This window comes from Microbacterium sp. Root61 (assembly GCF_001427525.1).
Taxonomy (GTDB): Bacteria; Actinomycetota; Actinomycetes; order Actinomycetales; family Microbacteriaceae; genus Microbacterium.
On the sequence record NZ_LMGU01000001.1, the window covers coordinates 1,380,084 to 1,395,179 of the forward strand.

General features: G+C 69.5%; 15 protein-coding genes and 2 tRNA genes. 3 read left to right on the plus strand and 14 right to left on the minus strand.

Annotation, left to right across the window (positions count from 1 at the left end):
* Window positions 1-69 precede the first annotated feature (69 nt).
* Window positions 70-145 (plus strand) — tRNA-Lys (locus ASD65_RS06740).
* Window positions 146-175: 30 nt separating this feature from the next.
* Window positions 176-475: a hypothetical protein gene (locus tag ASD65_RS06745; protein WP_056224567.1), complete on the plus strand. Its 300-nt coding sequence runs from the start codon at window positions 176-178 to the stop codon at window positions 473-475.
* Between the two features lies 1 nt (window position 476).
* On the opposite strand, the gene ASD65_RS06750 is transcribed toward ASD65_RS06745, so the two are convergent.
* Genes ASD65_RS06750 through ASD65_RS06760 form a run of 3 tightly spaced genes read right to left on the minus strand, consistent with a single transcriptional unit; the run spans window position 477 to window position 4,010 of the window.
* Window positions 477-1,139, minus strand: a complete 663-nt coding sequence (locus tag ASD65_RS06750; RefSeq protein ID WP_056220210.1) for a DNA alkylation repair protein — start codon at window positions 1,137-1,139, stop codon at window positions 477-479.
* Entirely contained in the window at window positions 1,132-1,713 is a 582-nt protein-coding gene (locus ASD65_RS06755; protein ID WP_056220213.1) for an isochorismatase family protein, read from the minus strand. The genes ASD65_RS06750 and ASD65_RS06755 overlap by 8 nt, the downstream gene beginning before the upstream one ends.
* Entirely contained in the window at window positions 1,710-4,010 is a 2,301-nt protein-coding gene (locus ASD65_RS06760) for an MMPL family transporter (RefSeq protein ID WP_056220216.1), read from the minus strand. Before ASD65_RS06760 ends, ASD65_RS06755 begins: the two co-directional genes overlap by 4 nt.
* A 68-nt stretch (window positions 4,011-4,078) precedes the next feature.
* On the opposite strand from ASD65_RS06760, the gene ASD65_RS06765 reads away from it, so the two are divergent.
* On the plus strand, window positions 4,079-5,041 hold the full coding sequence (locus ASD65_RS06765; RefSeq protein WP_056220218.1) for an EamA family transporter: 963 nt from the start codon (window positions 4,079-4,081) through the stop codon (window positions 5,039-5,041).
* 22 nt (window positions 5,042-5,063) lie between these two features.
* On the opposite strand, the gene ASD65_RS06770 is transcribed toward ASD65_RS06765, so the two are convergent.
* From ASD65_RS06770 to ASD65_RS06820, 11 genes are all read right to left on the minus strand, one after another.
* Window positions 5,064-5,477, minus strand: coding sequence for a hypothetical protein (locus ASD65_RS06770; protein ID WP_056220221.1), 414 nt, complete (start codon window positions 5,475-5,477; stop codon window positions 5,064-5,066).
* Between the two features lie 62 nt (window positions 5,478-5,539).
* A tRNA-Thr gene (locus tag ASD65_RS06775) sits at window positions 5,540-5,612 on the minus strand.
* A gap of 83 nt (window positions 5,613-5,695) precedes the next feature.
* Window positions 5,696-7,252 carry an alpha/beta hydrolase gene (locus ASD65_RS06780; RefSeq protein ID WP_056220223.1) on the minus strand — a complete coding sequence of 519 codons (1,557 nt, stop codon included), beginning with the start codon at window positions 7,250-7,252 and terminating at the stop codon, window positions 5,696-5,698.
* Window positions 7,249-8,397 (minus strand): DNA polymerase III subunit delta', encoded by a 1,149-nt coding sequence (locus ASD65_RS06785; protein WP_056220226.1) that lies wholly within the window; start codon window positions 8,395-8,397, stop codon window positions 7,249-7,251. Before ASD65_RS06785 ends, ASD65_RS06780 begins: the two co-directional genes overlap by 4 nt.
* Before the next feature lie 32 nt (window positions 8,398-8,429).
* Entirely contained in the window at window positions 8,430-9,086 is a 657-nt protein-coding gene (gene tmk / locus ASD65_RS06790; RefSeq protein WP_056220229.1) for a dTMP kinase, read from the minus strand.
* The gene (gene topA, locus ASD65_RS06795) at window positions 9,083-11,818 is read right to left on the minus strand and encodes a type I DNA topoisomerase (RefSeq protein ID WP_268778126.1); all 2,736 of its coding nucleotides are present in this window, start codon (window positions 11,816-11,818) and stop codon (window positions 9,083-9,085) included. The genes tmk and topA overlap by 4 nt, the downstream gene beginning before the upstream one ends.
* 64 nt (window positions 11,819-11,882) lie before the next feature.
* Window positions 11,883-12,200, minus strand: coding sequence for a hypothetical protein (locus tag ASD65_RS06800; RefSeq protein ID WP_056220232.1), 318 nt, complete (start codon window positions 12,198-12,200; stop codon window positions 11,883-11,885).
* Complete coding sequence (locus ASD65_RS06805; protein ID WP_056220234.1) at window positions 12,200-12,580, minus strand: TadE family type IV pilus minor pilin; 381 nt, start codon at window positions 12,578-12,580, stop codon at window positions 12,200-12,202. The genes ASD65_RS06800 and ASD65_RS06805 overlap by 1 nt, the downstream gene beginning before the upstream one ends.
* Window positions 12,577-12,810 carry a DUF4244 domain-containing protein gene (locus tag ASD65_RS06810; RefSeq protein WP_056220237.1) on the minus strand — a complete coding sequence of 78 codons (234 nt, stop codon included), beginning with the start codon at window positions 12,808-12,810 and terminating at the stop codon, window positions 12,577-12,579. The genes ASD65_RS06805 and ASD65_RS06810 overlap by 4 nt, the downstream gene beginning before the upstream one ends.
* 46 nt (window positions 12,811-12,856) lie before the next feature.
* Window positions 12,857-13,747, minus strand: a complete 891-nt coding sequence (locus tag ASD65_RS06815) for a type II secretion system F family protein (RefSeq protein WP_056220240.1) — start codon at window positions 13,745-13,747, stop codon at window positions 12,857-12,859.
* Window positions 13,744-14,793 (minus strand): TadA family conjugal transfer-associated ATPase, encoded by a 1,050-nt coding sequence (locus ASD65_RS06820; RefSeq protein ID WP_082561602.1) that lies wholly within the window; start codon window positions 14,791-14,793, stop codon window positions 13,744-13,746. The genes ASD65_RS06815 and ASD65_RS06820 overlap by 4 nt, the downstream gene beginning before the upstream one ends.
* Window positions 14,794-15,096 lie beyond the last annotated feature (303 nt).

Consider the following 15,096-nt stretch of genomic DNA (forward strand, 5'->3'; position numbering starts at 1 on the left):
CGAGCGCAGCGGGCGGTCCTGACCGCGTGTCGCGAAAGAGGCTCTGCACGCCGGTAGGCTGGAACCATCGGGCCTGTAGCTCAGTCGGTAGAGCATCGGACTTTTAATCCGCGGGTCGAGGGTTCGAGCCCCTCCGGGCCCACCATCAGCATCCGCGGCGGATAGCGTCGGCGTCATGAACATCGAACTGCAGTACTTCGATGGCTGCCCGAGCTGGAAGCCGGCGCGGGAGCGTCTCACCCAGCTCGCGGCCGAGCATCCTGATCTCGCCGTCACGACGCGTCCGGTGCGCGATCCCGACGAGGCCGAGCAGATCGGCTTCCACGGGTCGCCCAGCATCCTCCTCGACGGCGTCGACCTCTTCGCCGACCCGGAGACCGCTGCGGGCTTCGGGTGCCGGCTCTATCGCACTCCGGACGGGCCCGCCGGCTCGCCTACGCTGGAGCAGCTGAGAGCCGCGATCGTCGGGGTCTGAGTCAGAGGTCGGTGCGGGCGGTGCGCCGCGCTTCGGCAGACAACTCCGCACCCCGGCGGTCCAGGAACGCCTCGAGCCGTTCCTGGTCGACGCGGCCGATCTCCCGCAGCGCCACACCCACGGAGGTCTGCACGAAGCGCTCCGGATCGGCTGCGAGCAGTTCGCACAGCGCGACCGGGTCATCGAGGTCGCCGGACCGGATGATCCAGAACGCCGCCGTGATGGCCGCACGGCGGTGCCACAGGTTCTCGGAGCGGGCCAGCTCGAACAGCACGTCGCGCGGATGATCGAGCAGGTACCCGCCGACGACGCGCGGCGCGGAGCGGTCGATGAAGTCCCAGGTGTCGATGTAGTCGAGTCGCCGCATCCACAGGTCGTAGAGGGCGCGTCGCTCCTCCGGTGTGATGCCGCGGCGTCGCGCCTTGAAGTCGAGGATGCTGACTCCCGCCATCCGCTCCTCGTAGCAGTCCGATTGCAGCAGCAGGTCGACCTCGTCCAGCGGCATCGCGGTGTGCGCCTTCGCCAGGTCGAACAGCGCACCCATCCGCACCCCGCGCACCTCGGTCGCCGGGTCGGTCATGCGCTTGCGGATCTTGTCCTGTTCCGCAGCGGAGGCCAGCGAGGCGAGTGCCTCGGCCAGTTCCGCCGCGGTGGACTCAGACACCGGAGTCGACGAGCTCCGCACCGGCGTGCGCGAGTTCGGCGAGCGTAGCCGCGCTGGAGGCCTCCGCCACACCGGCGATCAAGTCGGTGAAGACACGCACGTGCCGACCGTGGTCGATGGCGTCGAACGCGGAGGCTCGCACGCAGTAGTCGGTCGCCAGCCCCACGACATCCACATCGATCACCCCGTGCGCCTCGAGCAGCTGCGCGACCGTCTCGCCCTCGTCGGTGACGCCCTCGAAGAGCGAGTAGGCGGGCACGCCCTGCCCCTTCTTGAGGTGGTGGGTGATCGCGGTCATATCCAGTCCGGGGTCGTACTCGGCTCCCGCCGTCCCCGCCACGCAGTGCACCGGCCAGGTGTCGACGAAGTCGGGCTCACCGGCGGCGAAGTGTCCCCCGTTGTCGCCGTCGGCATCGTGCCAGTCGCGCGAGGCGACGATCAGCGCGTACTCGGCGGCGTGCGCGCCGAGGTACCGGGTGATCCCCTCGGCGACGGCATCGCCACCGGCCACGCCGAGCGCACCGCCTTCGGTGAAGTCGTTCTGGACGTCGACGATGAACAGCGCCTTGGTCATTCTTCGAGGGTACGCCGGTAGTCCGCCCGGGTCATCGCCGGATCGGCTGCGGCATCCGTCGCCGCGTCGCCCTCGGTCGACGGCTCGGCCACGGCGGGCGCGGCATCCGTCCTCTCCGGACCCCGGCGCCACAGCTTGGATGGCCACCAGATCGCCGGGCCGATGTCGTAGGCGAGTGCCGGCACGAGCAGCGAGCGGACGATGAAGGTGTCCAACAGGACGCCGAACGCGACGATGAAGGCGATCTGTGCGAGGAACAGGATCGGAATCACGCCAAGCGCCGCGAAGGTGGCTGCCAGCACGAGTCCGGCCGAGGTGATCACACCGCCGGTGGAGACCAGCCCGCGCAGGATGCCGCGACGGGTGCCGTGCACGAGCGCTTCCTCTCGCACTCGTGACATCAGGAAGATGTTGTAGTCCACCCCGAGCGCCACGAGGAACACGAACCCGTAGAGGGGCACCGCGGGATCTGCTCCGGGGAAGTGGAACACGTGGTTGAACACGAGCGCACTCACTCCGAGGGCGGCACCGAACGAGATCACGGTGCTGACGATCAGCAGGATCGGCGCGACGATCGATCGCAGCAACAGCATCAGGATGCCGAGGATGACGAGCAGGATCACCGGAATGATCAACGTCCGGTCGCGGATCGAGGTGTCGTTGGTGTCGATGTCCGTCGCGGTGACGCCACCGACGAGCGCGGCTCCGGAGCCCAGTTCCTCGTCGAGGCTCGCGCGCAGGTCGCGGACGGTGTCCTCGGCGGCCACGGAATCCGCGGTGTCGGTCAACGTGCCCACGAGCAGCACATCCCCATCGACGATCGTCGGTTCTGGCGCCTCCCCACCGGGCGGCCCGGGCGCCGTGAACACCGGCTCGCCGTCTTCGATCGCCACCGATGCTTGGCCGGTCGGAGAATCGTCCGAGATCACCGCTACCGATTCCACACCGTCGCTCTCCTCGAGGACGCCGACGGCGTCCACGAGCTGATCATCGGCGACGATGACATAGACCGGACTCCCGGATCCGCCCGGGAAGTGCTCCGCCAGCACAGCCTGCCCGTCTCGCGCCTCGGACGCGCCCAGCACCAGATCACTCGCGGGGACGCCGTCCGCCTTCAACTGGAACACGCCCACGCACGCGGCCACGAGGACGAGTGTCGTGATGATCCACACGCGCCGGGGATGACGAGCCACCAGACGCGCCTGCTTCGCCCAGAACCCGGTGACCGGCTGAGTCAGATCGTCCGGGAGGGGGGTCGCGGGATGCTTCGGCACGAATGGCCAGAACGCCGCCTTGCCGACGAGGGCGAGAAGCGCGGGCAGGAACGTGAGCGCCGACAGCATGGCGAACACGATGCCGATGGACGCGATGGGGCCCAGCGCCCGGTTCGTGGCCAGGTCGGACAGCAGCAGGCACAGGAGTCCGGCGATGACCGTGCCGCCCGACGCGAGGATCGGCTCGAACGCACCGCGCCAGGCGCGCGTGACGCTGTTCCACTTCGTCGCGCCATCGGCGACGGCCTCCTTGAAGCGGGCCACGTACAGGAGCGCGTAGTCGGTCGCGGCTCCGATCACGAGGATGAAGAGGATGCCTTGGACCTGACCGTTCAAGACGACGATGCCCGCCTTCGCGAGCCACCATACGGTCAGGAGCGCCACGCACAGTGCGAACAGCGACGTCATCAACACGAGTACAGGCAGCAGCGGCGATCGGTAGACGATGATCAGGATGACGAACACGGCAAGCAGCGCGGTGATCAGCAGCAGTCCGTCGATCCCGAGGAAGCCGCTGACGAGGTCTGCGGTGAATCCCGCCGGACCCGTGACCCAGCCCTCCAGCCCCTCGGGCAGTTCTGCCGTCAACGTGGCCGCGATCTCCTCGACGATCTCGCGGATCTCTCCGTCGGTGGCCACAGGCACGAAGATCTGCGCCGCTTCGCCGTCGTCCGAGATCACCGGCGGTGATACATCCCCCGATACGCCGTCGATCTCGGCGATATCCGCAGAGATCGCCGTCAGCGCGGTGATCTGCTCCTCGGTCAATGCGTCATCCCCGGCGATCACGACCACGGCTGGGATGGTGTCGCCGCCGGTGAACTCGGGCAGCATCTCGTTCACCTGCGTCGCGTCGGCGCTCTGCGGCAGGAACGAGGACTGATCGTTGGTGGAGACCTCGCTCACCTTGCCGAAGTACGGCCCCCCGATCGACCCGCCGATCACCCAGAGCAGGACGAGGAGCGCGGGGATGAAGATGCGAACCCAGCGGGTGGTCGTACGTGTGCGATCGTCCTTCGGCATATCGCTAGCTTATCTAGCAATTTTCTCCAGCGCCATTCGTCCGATGCGACCTCTATCCTGGGCGGACCATGCTCTCCGCAGTTCTCGCGCTCGTCGGCGCCCTCATCTACGGATCCGCCGACTTCTTGGGTGGTCTCGCCGCCAAGCGGCTGCGCTCCATCATCGTGACCTCGGTGGCCGCCGCTTCCGGATTCGTTCTGCTCGCCTGCCTGTACCCGTTCATCGGCGGCGCCTGGAGTGCGACGGATGTCGCGTGGGGTGCGTTGTCGGGACTGTTCGGCGTCGGCGCGATCGTGCTGCTGTACGCCTGCCTGGCTATCGGCCCGATGAGCATCCTGTCGCCGCTGACGGCGGTCGTCTCGGCGATCGCGCCGATGCTGTGGGGGCTGACGGTCAACGGCGAGACGCTGTCGGGGCTGGGCTACGCCGGTCTGGCCGTTGCGCTCGTCGCGGTGGTGCTCGTCGGATTCATCCCGGGCGAGAAGGTGGTCAGACCCCGCACCAGCGGCCTTGTGATGGCCGTGGGCGCGGGTATCTGCATCGGCGGGTTCCTGATCGTCATCGACCAGACGAGCGCGCAGAGCGGGCTCGTGCCGCTCGTGGTCAACCGGGCCACCAGCACCGTCATCACGGCCGCGGTCATCGCCGTTCTCGCCGGCGTCGCCGTCCGTCGCGGTCAGGCCGCGGCATCCGTCCTCGAGGTCTCGGGCAACGGCGTCGGCGCCATGCCTTCCGGACACGCCGACCTGGAGCACGCGCAGCACCTCCCGACCACGATCACCTCGACCTTGACGCGGTCGCGCGCCTGGTGGCTCGCGATCACGTGCGGTGCGGTGGATGCGATCGCGAATGTGGCGCTGCTGCTCGCACTGCGCGCCGGCGAGCTCTCGATCGTCTCGGCCCTGACCGCGCTCTACCCGGCCGGGACGATCCTGCTGGCGGCGATCGTGCTGCGCGAGCGCATCGCCGCGGTGCAGTGGGTCGGTCTGGCGCTGGCGGTCGCGGCCGGTGTGATGCTCGCCGTCGGCTGACGGCTCACGGTTCGAGGCGGGATCAGCCTCGGGCGAAGAGCAGGATCCAGGACAGCACGAGCGCCACAGCCCCCACGCCGACCAGACCGGCCGCGAGCAGCGACGCCGCCTTGACCGCGGGAGAACCGGGCGTCAGCCGCATCCGATTCGTCCATCCGCGGCGATAGAAGATGTCGGCCATGTCCTTCTCGCCGAGCTGGTGATACTCCGCGGCAGTCAACGGCGCCTGGTTGACAGCGCCCGACTCGTCGAACCACCGGACGACGACGTGCCGGCCGGCGGCGGAGTCATCGCCGACGAGCTCGACCACTGCGCGGGTGTGCAGCCAGGTGCCGTCGAAGAGGTAGAGGATCAGCGCGACGCCGGCGAGGAGAACCCCGAGGCCGAATCCCGTCCACGCGAAGATCTCGACGACCGCGTCGACCACTTCTTCCATGTGTGAGCCACCTCAGCACCGACGACGGAGGCCCGCTGAAAAGCGGGCCTCTGTCGGTGCGGAGCCACCTAAGGGAATCGAACCCTTGACCTATTCATTACGAGTGAATCGCTCTGCCGACTGAGCTAAGGTGGCGTACTTCGCTCTCGCGTAGCACGATGATCGATCTTACAGGGTTGGGAGAGCCCTCGCGAACCGAGCTCCCCCACCCGGGCGTGTCACTCGCAGCGGACGTCGCCGTCAGGCACCGTGCCCTCCAGCAGATACGCCTCGACGGCGTTGTCCACGCAGGCGTTGCCCTTGTTGAATCCGGTGTGTCCCTCACCGACGCGGGTGATCAGGATGCCGGAGGAGAGCTGCTCGGCCAGCGACACCGACCACTCGTACGGCGTGGCGGGATCGTTCGTGGTGCCGACCACCAGGATCGGCGCGGCGCCGTCCGCGGAGATGGGTTCGCGCACTCCGGTCGGCGGATAGGGCCACTGCGCGCAGGGGTCCGGTCCCGACCAGTACGGCGCGACCGTCGGCGCCTCGGCCTTGATCTTGGCGTCGGACGCGTCCTTCTGCTCCTGGGTGGAGTCATCCGGATAGTCCATGCAGTTGTACGCACGGAACGCCTCGGTCGAGTTGTCGCTGTACGTCCCGCCCTCGCGGCCGTAGTAGAAGTCGGCGAGTTGGAAGGCGACATCCGCATCGCCCTGCAGCACGTCGCTCAGCGCCACCGTGAGGTACGGCCAGCTGTCCTGCGAGTACAGCGCGGCGATGATCGCCGTCATGAGCGAGTCCGCGCCCAGCATCCGACCGTCGGATGCCTCGATCGGCGCGCGGTCCACGCTCGCCAGCAGCGTCCCGAGGTCGGCCATCCCCTCATCGACGCTTCCGCGGAACGGGCAATCGCTCTCGGTCAGGCAGGCCGCCATGTAGGCGCGCAGCGCGGATTCGAAGCCGACCGCCTGAGTCGTGCTGACATCCAGCCCCGACACGGCCGGGTCGATCGCGCCGTCGAGCACGAGGCGCCCGACCCGCTCGGGGTAGATCTTGGCGTAGGTGGCGCCGAGGAACGTGCCGTACGAGTAGCCGAGGTAGTTGAGCTTCTTGTCGCCCAGCACGGCGCGCAACAGGTCCATGTCACGCGCGGCGTTGTCGGTCGTGATGAAGGGCAGGATGCCGTCACTGCCGGCGTCGCACGCCTGGGCGAACGCGAGGCTGTTCGCATTGAGCTCGGCCGTCCATGCATCCGATCCCCGCGGGTTCTGCGGGATGTCGAACAGGTACGCGTCCATGTCCGCGGCGTCGTAACACCGCACGGCAGTGGACTCGCCGACCCCGCGCGGGTCGAACCCGATGACGTCGTAGCGCTGCTGCAGCGCGTCGCCGACCGCGAACGACAACGAGTCGCGGATCAGTGCGACGCCACTGGCACCCGGCCCGCCGGGGTTGGTCAGCAGCGAGCCGATCACATCGCCACCGGTCGCCCGATGGCGGATGACGGACAGGTCGATGCTGCCCGATGACGGGTCCGACCAGTCCAGCGGGGCCGTCACCGTTGTGCAGTCGAAGCCGGAGCCGCAGTCGGTCCAGGTCAGCGTCTGCTCGTAGAACGGCAGCAGCTCGGCCGAGACGCCTTCCGTGTCGGGCGCCGCGCTGGCGGTCGAGGTCGGTCCCGACTCGGGGATCATCGCGTAGAGGCACCCGGACAGGGCCAGGGATGCCGCGACGAGACCTGCGACGACGGCGGAGATGCGGCGCACGCGGCGCGCTGATTCGGTTCTCACGGGATCCTCCCGCTCGCGACAGTCACGAGCATGCTTTCGAGGGCGAGGGTGGGCGCCACATTCTGTTCCAGATTGCGGCGGGTCGCGGCGATCTGATCGAGCACGGTCATGGTGCGCTGCGGCGACCAGGCCGCCGCCAGCGCACGCAGGTCGCTCTCCAGCTCACGGTTGATCAGATCCGTGTCGCGGCCGAACTGCAGCAGCACGACGTCGCGGAACATCGACTGCAGGTCGGTGAGCACCCGGTCGATGCCGTCGCGCAGGCTGCGGGTCGCGCGGCGCTTCTGCTCGTCCTCCAGGGCCGAGAGCTGCGAACGGACGGCGGGCGGCACGGCCGCGCCCTCCGCGATGCCGACCGTGCGCAGTAGCGTGGCGCGCTCGAGCTCGTCGCGCTCGGCCGTGAGCGTCTTGGCGTCCTCGGTCGCGGCCTGCACGACGCGGCCGGCGACCTCGACGGCATCGCCGACACCGCGGACGCTCAGCACCCCGCGCAACGTGTCGTCGCGGCGCGCACGGGCCGCGTCGTCCGTCGCCAGGCGCTGTGCCATGCCGATGTGACGCTGGGCGTGGCGCGCGGACTGCTCGGCGATCGCGAGGTTGACGCCGGTGCGCTGCGAGATCAGCCGGGCGACGTCGTCGACATCGGGTTCGCGCAGGCGCAGCACGCGCACCCGGGAGCGGATCGTCGGCAGCAGGTCGGCCTCGCTCGGCGCGCAGAGGATCCACACCGTGCGCTCCGGAGGCTCTTCAAGCGCCTTGAGGAGCACGTTCGAGGTGCGCTCCACCATGCGGTCGGCGTCCTCCATGATGATGACGCGGTAGCGGCCGAGCGATGGAGAGAAGTAGGAGCGCTCGACGAGGGCTCGCGCGTCCTTGATCGAGATGATCACACCCTCGGTGCGCAGCGCGGTGAGGTCGGGATGCACGCCGGCCAGCACCTGGCGCATGCCGTTCTCGTCGCCCGGCTCGGCGATCAGCGCCGCGGCGAACGCGGCGGCCAGGGTGGAGCGTCCTGATCCGGGCGGACCGGTGATCAGCCAGGCATGCGTCATCCCGGCGGGGTCTGCCGCCGCCGCTTGCAGCGTCGCGACAGCCTCGTCCTGTCCCCAGACGTCCGCCCAAGGCAGCGTCGCGACAGCATCCATGGGTTCAGCCTATCCGCGCGTTCCGACGCGCCTCACGCGGCGGGGTGCAGCGCGGCGGTGACGCGCTCGCGCACAGCTTCGGCGAGCTCGGCGGCGGGCCGGGACGCGTCCAGCACGAGGAAGCGGTCGGGTTCCGCCGCAGCCAGTGCGAGGAACTCGGCGCGCACGCGCTCGTGGAACGCCGTCTTCTCGGACTCGAGGCGGTCGAACGGCTTGTCGTCGGCGTCGAGACGTTCGCGCGCCACCGACGGATCGAGGTCCAGCAGCACCGTGACATCCGGCAGCAGCCCTCCGGTCGCCCACAGCGACAGGTCACGGACCTCGTCGCTGCCGAGCACCCGTCCGGCCCCCTGGTACGCGACGGAGGAGTCGAGGTAGCGGTCCTGGATGACCACGTCGCCCCGCTCGAGCGCGGGGCGCACGAACGTCTCGATGTGGTGCGCACGGTCGGCGGCGTAAAGGAGGGCTTCGGCGCGCGGGGCGATCTCGCCACGGTGGTGCAGCACGATGTCGCGCACGAGCACTCCCACCTCGGTGCCGCCCGGCTCGCGGGTGCGCACGACCGTGCGCCCCGCCGTGGTCAGCCACTCCTGCAGCAGCGTCGCCTGCGTCGTCTTGCCGACGCCGTCGCCGCCTTCGAACGTCACGAACAGCCCGCGCGATCCCGACTCGGGTGCGGATGCGGTCACGAGGACTTCTTCGCCGGCGCCTTGCGGGTCGTGGTGCGCTTGGCGGCCGCACGCTTGGGCGCCGGGCCCTTGGCACGCTTGTCGGCGAGCATCTGCACCGCGATCTCGAAAGTGATGTCCTCGACGGTCTGTCCGCGAGGGATCGTCACATTCGTCTCGCCGTCGGTGACATAGGCGCCGAAACGCCCGTCGCGCACGCGGATCGGCTTGCCGCTGACCGGGTCGTTCTCGAACTCGGCGAGCGCGCTTGAGGCACGGCGTGCGCCGTACTTCGGCAGTGCGTAGATCTCGAGCGCCTTCTCGAGGGTCACGTCGAAGATCTGCGATTCCGAATCGAGCGAGCGCGAGTCGGTGCCCTTCTTCAGGTACGGACCGTAGCGGCCGTTCTGCGCGGTGATCACTTCGCCGGACTCCGGATCGGTGCCGACCACGCGCGGCAGCGACAGCAGCTGCAGCGCGGTGTCGAGATCGACGGTGTCGACCGACATCGACTTGAAGAGCGACGCGGTGCGCGGCTTGGGCGCGGCATCCTTCTTCGCCGCCGCCTTCGTCGTGCGCTTCTTCGGCGCCTCCACGACCTCGCCGGTGGCCTCGTCGACCGCGATGGGCTCCTCCGGGAGCGTCTCCTCGATGTACGGTCCGAACCGGCCGTCCTTGACGACGATCAGCTTGCCGTTCTCGGGGTTCTCGCCCAGCACGCGGTTGCCCGCGACCGGAGCGTCGATGAGCTCGCGCGCCTTCTCCGGCGTCAGCTCGTCGGGCGCGAGATCCTCGGGGATGTTGACGCGCCGCGGTTCGGCCTCGGGCTCGGCTTCGGGGTCGACGACCTCGAGGTAGGGCCCGTACTTGCCGAAGCGCAGCGTGACGCCCTCGGAGATCGGCGTGGCGTTCAGCTCGCGCGCGTCGATCTCGCCGAGGTTGTCGACGATGTTGCGCAGGCCGACCCGGTCATCCGAGCCGTAGTAGAAGGAGCGGAGCCATTCGCCGCGCTTCTGCTCTCCGCGGGCGATCGCATCGAGGTCGTCTTCGAGCGCGGCGGTGAAGTCGTAGTCGACGAGCGTCGCGAAGTGCTCCTCGAGGAGCCGCACGACGCTGAACGCGAGCCAGCTGGGCACCAGAGCCTGACCGCGCTTGGTCACGTAGCCGCGGTCCAGGATGACGTCGATGATGCTGGCGAAGGTCGACGGGCGGCCGATGCCCTTCTCCTCCAGCGCTTTGACGAGGCTCGCCTCGGTGTAGCGCGGCTTCGGAGTCGTCGCGTGACCCTTCGGCTCGATGTCCCGCACCGCGAGCACGTCGCCGACGGCGAGAGCCGGAAGCGACTGATCGTCGGTCTTGTCGGCGTCGCCGCGCTTCTCATCGCGGCCCTCTTCGTACGCCTCGAGGAAGCCCTTGAAGGTGTAGACGGTGCCCGACGCGGTGAACTCCGCGGTGCGACCCCCGGCATCCACCGCCATGGTGACCGTCGTGGTCTCGTACTTGGCGTCCGACATCTGGCTGGCGATGGTGCGCTTCCAGATGAGGTCGTACATGCGCTGCTCGTCGCGGTCCAGCTCGGCCGAGACCGATGCGGGCGTGCGGAAGTCCTCGCCCGAGGGGCGGATCGCCTCGTGCGCCTCCTGCGCGTTCTTGGCGTTGTTGCGGTATACCCGCGGGTTCGCCGGAACCGCACGGTCGCCGTACAGCGCGACGGCCTGCGCACGCGCGGCCTGGACGGCCTGCGTGCTGAGGGCCGTCGAGTCCGTACGCATATAGGTGATGAACCCCTTCTCGTACAGTCGCTGGGCGACGCTCATCGCGTGCTTGGCGCTCATCGAGAGCTTGCGGCCGGCCTCCTGCTGCAGCGTGGAGGTCGTGAAGGGCGCCTTCGGGCTGCGAGTGCCGGGCTTGGATTCGAGCGCCGTGATGGATGCCTCGCCGGAGGCCTCGATCGCTGTTGCGAGTTCACGGGCCTCGGCCTCGGAGAGGACGAGCACGGCCTTCTTCAGCTGACCGCGGTCGTCGAAGTCGGTGCCGCGGGCCAAAGCTGCGCCATCCACCCGCGCCAGGCGCGTGGAGAACGAGTCGGATTCCTTGACGGCGAGCGCCTCGACATCCCAGTACGACGCGGAGACGAACGCCATGCGCTCGCGCTCCCGCTCGACGACCATGCGCGTCGCGGCGGACTGCACGCGGCCGGCGCTGAGCGCCGCGCCCTCGCGACCGCTGCCGACCTTGCGCCACAGCACGGGCGAGACGTCCCAGCCGTACAGGCGGTCCAGGACGCGGCGGGTCTCCTGCGCGTCGACCAGGGCCAGATCAAGCTCGCGCGTGTTCTCGGCGGCGGCGCGGATCGCGTCCTTGGTGATCTCGTGGAAGACCATGCGCTTGACCGGAACCTTGGGCTTGAGCACCTCGAGCAGGTGCCACGCGATGGCCTCGCCTTCGCGGTCCTCATCAGTCGCGAGCAGGACTTCGTCCGCATCCTTCACGGCGCGCTTCAGCTCGGCGACCGTTTTGGTCTTGCGGTCGTTGACGACGTAGTACGGGTCGAAGTCGTTGTCGACGTCGATCGAGTACTTGCCGTAGGACGCCTTCTTGTCGGCCGGGATGTCCTTCTTACTGGCGAGATCACGGATGTGCCCGACGGAGCTCAGCACCTCATAGCCGTCGCCGAGGTAGCCCTGGATGGACTTCATCTTCGTCGGAGACTCGACGATGACGAGCTTCTTGCCCTGCGGTTCCTTTGGCACTGAGCGTCCTTTCTTCGATGCACACCATACACACCGGATGCTGTGAGGAGCGCACCCGGTCTTCTCAGGGTGGCGGTCCCGCGCGCGCCGCGGCGGCGGCGGGGAGCCTCCCGAAGTCCGCTCCGACCACGACCGTGGCGACCAGTCCGTCCAGCTCGCATCGCTGCACCGTGACCCCCGCGGCAACGGCCACCTGGGTCGCGCGCTCGCACGGGATACCGGAGACGGCACCGGATGCCGCATCCGCCGCCGCGAGGGCCGCCGCGTCGGCCGCACCCGCGAGGTGCTGGCCGAACGCGGACGCCGTGCCGGCGGCGACGAGGCCCACCGCGAGGCTCGCGGTGCAGGCCACAACCCCGAGGGCGATCAAGGTGCCCGACATCACCGACCGCCGTCGAGGGCGCAGGAGGTGGCCGAGAGCACACCGACCGGCAGGCGCGGCGTAGCGGACGCCGTGACGCACACGAGGTCGGCCCGGTACTGGACCGATGTGCTCGCCCCGACCGCCGCGCCGACGGCATCGACGCGCGCCTCGGCTTCGCCCCGCGCCGCGAGCCGTGCCGCGTCGGCCGCGACATCCTGCAGACGCACCTGCGTTGCACAGGTGAGGAGGGCGCCCGCACCGAGCATGAGTACGACCGCGATCGCGGGGAGGGCGATCGCGAACTCGGCGACGACCGAACCGCGGTCATCCCGGCCCGTGCGCGGGCCGTGCCGCCGCCGCTCCGGGTCGCCGCGCGGCGACCCGCTGCACGCTCTCACGCGACCGTCAGCGCGCGGCGCACGAGGTCGGTGAGGATGCCGCGCACCTCATCGGACCGCATGATGACGACCAAGAGCCCCGCGAACGCCACGGCGGCCATCGTGGCGATCGCATACTCGGCCGTCGCCGCGCCGTGGTCGTCGGTGAACAGCCGCCGCGCGCGTCGGCGAGTCAGGGGAGGGAGGACCTGCGCGACGGGCGCCGCGGCGGGAAGGGTGGACAGGGACATGAGGACTCCTTCTTACAAGGGATGGTGGGTGGGCACGGTCGGGGAATCAGATCGGGATCGATGTCGAACTCAGGACGCTGAGGAGCATCGGGGCGACACCGAGGAGGAGGAAGGCGGGCAGCGTGCATACGCCGAGCGGGAGCAGCAGCTGCGAGGAGAGCCGCGCGGCACGCAACCGCCCGTCCGTGCGGGCGCGGTGTCGAGCCAGTGCAGCGGTGGCACGCAGCAGCTCGACCGCGGGGACTCCGGCCAGCCGCGACAGCGCGAGGGTCGTGTCGATCGAGGCATCCGTCCCTTCGGCCGTCGTGTCGGCGACGATCCGCCGTGCGCGTTCGATGGAGACGCCGCCGCTCAGCCCGATCGCGAGTAGTTCGGCTTCCAGGCCAGGGATGCCGGTGGCTGTGCGTGCCTTGCGCACGAGCGCTCGGGTCCAGCGCTGTGCGACGGCGATGAGCAGCATGCCAGCGGCGAGGCACACGACGCCCATCGGGTTGCCGATCAGCACGCCGAACGTGTCGAATCCGAGCGCCACGCCGAGCAGGACGGCGACCAGGGGCAGCCAGCCCATCAGTCGCGCAGTCCCGGCGGGCTCGGCGAGCGCGACTCGCACCTCGTCGGAGGTCTCCTGCGCATCGCGGAGGGCAACGACGATGCCGCGCAAACTCTCGGCGAGCGGGGCGCCGACGGTCGCCGCCACCGTCCACGCCGACGCGACGGCGCTCCAGCTGCCGCCGAGCTGGGCGATCGCCCGTGGCACCTCATCGCCCGCGGCCACACCCCGCTCGATGCGCTCGGCGGTGGCGTCTCCTGCGGCGGCGAGATGGGTCCAGGCGCGCGCCGGCGCGATGCCGGCCTGCAGCAGGACCGCGAGGCGCAGCACGGTGTCCGCGGTGGCCGCGGCATCCTGCTCCGGCGCCTGTCGTCGTCGCAGCCTCATGCGGGCGGCCCTTCGCTGATTGTGAGCAGGCCGCCCTGGTTCAGCGTCGGACGACCGATCCCGTGCACCCGTCTGGTCCCGTCGGAGGCACGGCCGACGTGCACGACCCAGTGGATCGCGCTGACGACCTGGCGGGCCAGCGCATGGTCGTCCAGGCCCGCCAGCGCGCCGAGCGCCTCGAGTCGCGCCGGCACGTCGTCGAGGCCGTTCGCGTGCACGGTGCCCGCTCCCCCGTCGTGCCCCGTATTGAGAGCCGACAACAGTTCGCGCACCTCGTCGCCTCGGCACTCGCCCACCACGATCCGATCGGGACGCATGCGCAGCGCCTCGCGCACCAATCGCGCCAGGCCGACGGCACCGGCCCCTTCGAGATTCGGCTGGCGCGCTTCGAGTCGCACATGATGCGGGTGGTCGATCCGGAGCTCGGCGACGTCCTCGATCGTGACGATCCGCTCGGTCACCGGTGCGGCGCTGAGCAGAGCGGCCAGGAGCGTCGTCTTGCCGGCGCCGGCGGCACCGGTGACCAGCACGTTCTCTCGACGCACCACGATGGCCTCCAATCGCCGTCGTGTCTCCGCGTCGAACATCCCGAGCCGTTCGAGACCGTCGAGACCGGCAACGCCGAGCCGAGGAACGCGGATCGAGATCGCGGTGCCCGCTGCGGAAACCGGCGGCAGCACGGCATGCACTCGAAGCCCGTGCGGCAGCCGCACGTCCACGCACGGGGTTGCGTCGTCGATGTGCCTGCCGCCCAGCCCGATGAGCCCGATGGCGAGGTCGCGCACCTCTTCTTCCGTTGCGCGCCACGTCGTGACCGGCACCGGCCCGTCTCCGCGATCGACGAACAGCCCGGCGTCGCCGTTGATGAACAGGTCGGTCACCTGCGGGTCGTCGAGGAACTCGGCCAGTGGCGCGAGGCGCGGATGTCTCGGCTCGGGCTCGGGTCGCGCCGGTGACACCGTCGGCGCGGTCGCCTGATCCTCCGCGAGGTCGCACGCGTGCGCACCCGCGTTGGACCGCGGCTGGACGACGAACGGCTCGGGCATGCCCCGACGCTAGGAGCCGGCACCCATCGACTCGATCGACCGCGCGCCGTCGGTGGAGAGTCGGCATCCTCCAACGGAATGGGGAGGAACGAAACAAAAAGGGGCGGCATCCCATGGGGGGAATGGGATGCCGCCACGAGCAGCACCACACTCAGGGTGTCGGGCGCTGCGATGCCAGAATCAAATGTTCGGCCGCAGAGAATCTTACGCACGTTCGTGGACACCCTCCAAACAAAAACCGCCCTGTCGAGTGATATATCGGTAACGACTCGCACAGGCCCTTCCGCCACGACCACCACCCAC

Coding starts and splice junctions, on each gene's coding strand:
- ASD65_RS06745 (WP_056224567.1), top strand. CDS start 176: ATGAACATCGAACTGCAGTACTTCGATGGCTGCCCGAGCTGGAAGCCG.
- ASD65_RS06755 (WP_056220213.1), bottom strand. CDS start 1,713: ATGACCAAGGCGCTGTTCATCGTCGACGTCCAGAACGACTTCACCGAA.
- ASD65_RS06760 (WP_056220216.1), bottom strand. CDS start 4,010: ATGCCGAAGGACGATCGCACACGTACGACCACCCGCTGGGTTCGCATC.
- ASD65_RS06765 (WP_056220218.1), top strand. CDS start 4,079: ATGCTCTCCGCAGTTCTCGCGCTCGTCGGCGCCCTCATCTACGGATCC.
- ASD65_RS06770 (WP_056220221.1), bottom strand. CDS start 5,477: ATGGAAGAAGTGGTCGACGCGGTCGTCGAGATCTTCGCGTGGACGGGA.
- ASD65_RS06785 (WP_056220226.1), bottom strand. CDS start 8,397: ATGGATGCTGTCGCGACGCTGCCTTGGGCGGACGTCTGGGGACAGGAC.
- ASD65_RS06800 (WP_056220232.1), bottom strand. CDS start 12,200: ATGTCGGGCACCTTGATCGCCCTCGGGGTTGTGGCCTGCACCGCGAGC.
- ASD65_RS06810 (WP_056220237.1), bottom strand. CDS start 12,810: ATGTCCCTGTCCACCCTTCCCGCCGCGGCGCCCGTCGCGCAGGTCCTC.
- ASD65_RS06815 (WP_056220240.1), bottom strand. CDS start 13,747: ATGAGGCTGCGACGACGACAGGCGCCGGAGCAGGATGCCGCGGCCACC.
- ASD65_RS06820 (WP_082561602.1), bottom strand. CDS start 14,793: ATGCCCGAGCCGTTCGTCGTCCAGCCGCGGTCCAACGCGGGTGCGCAC.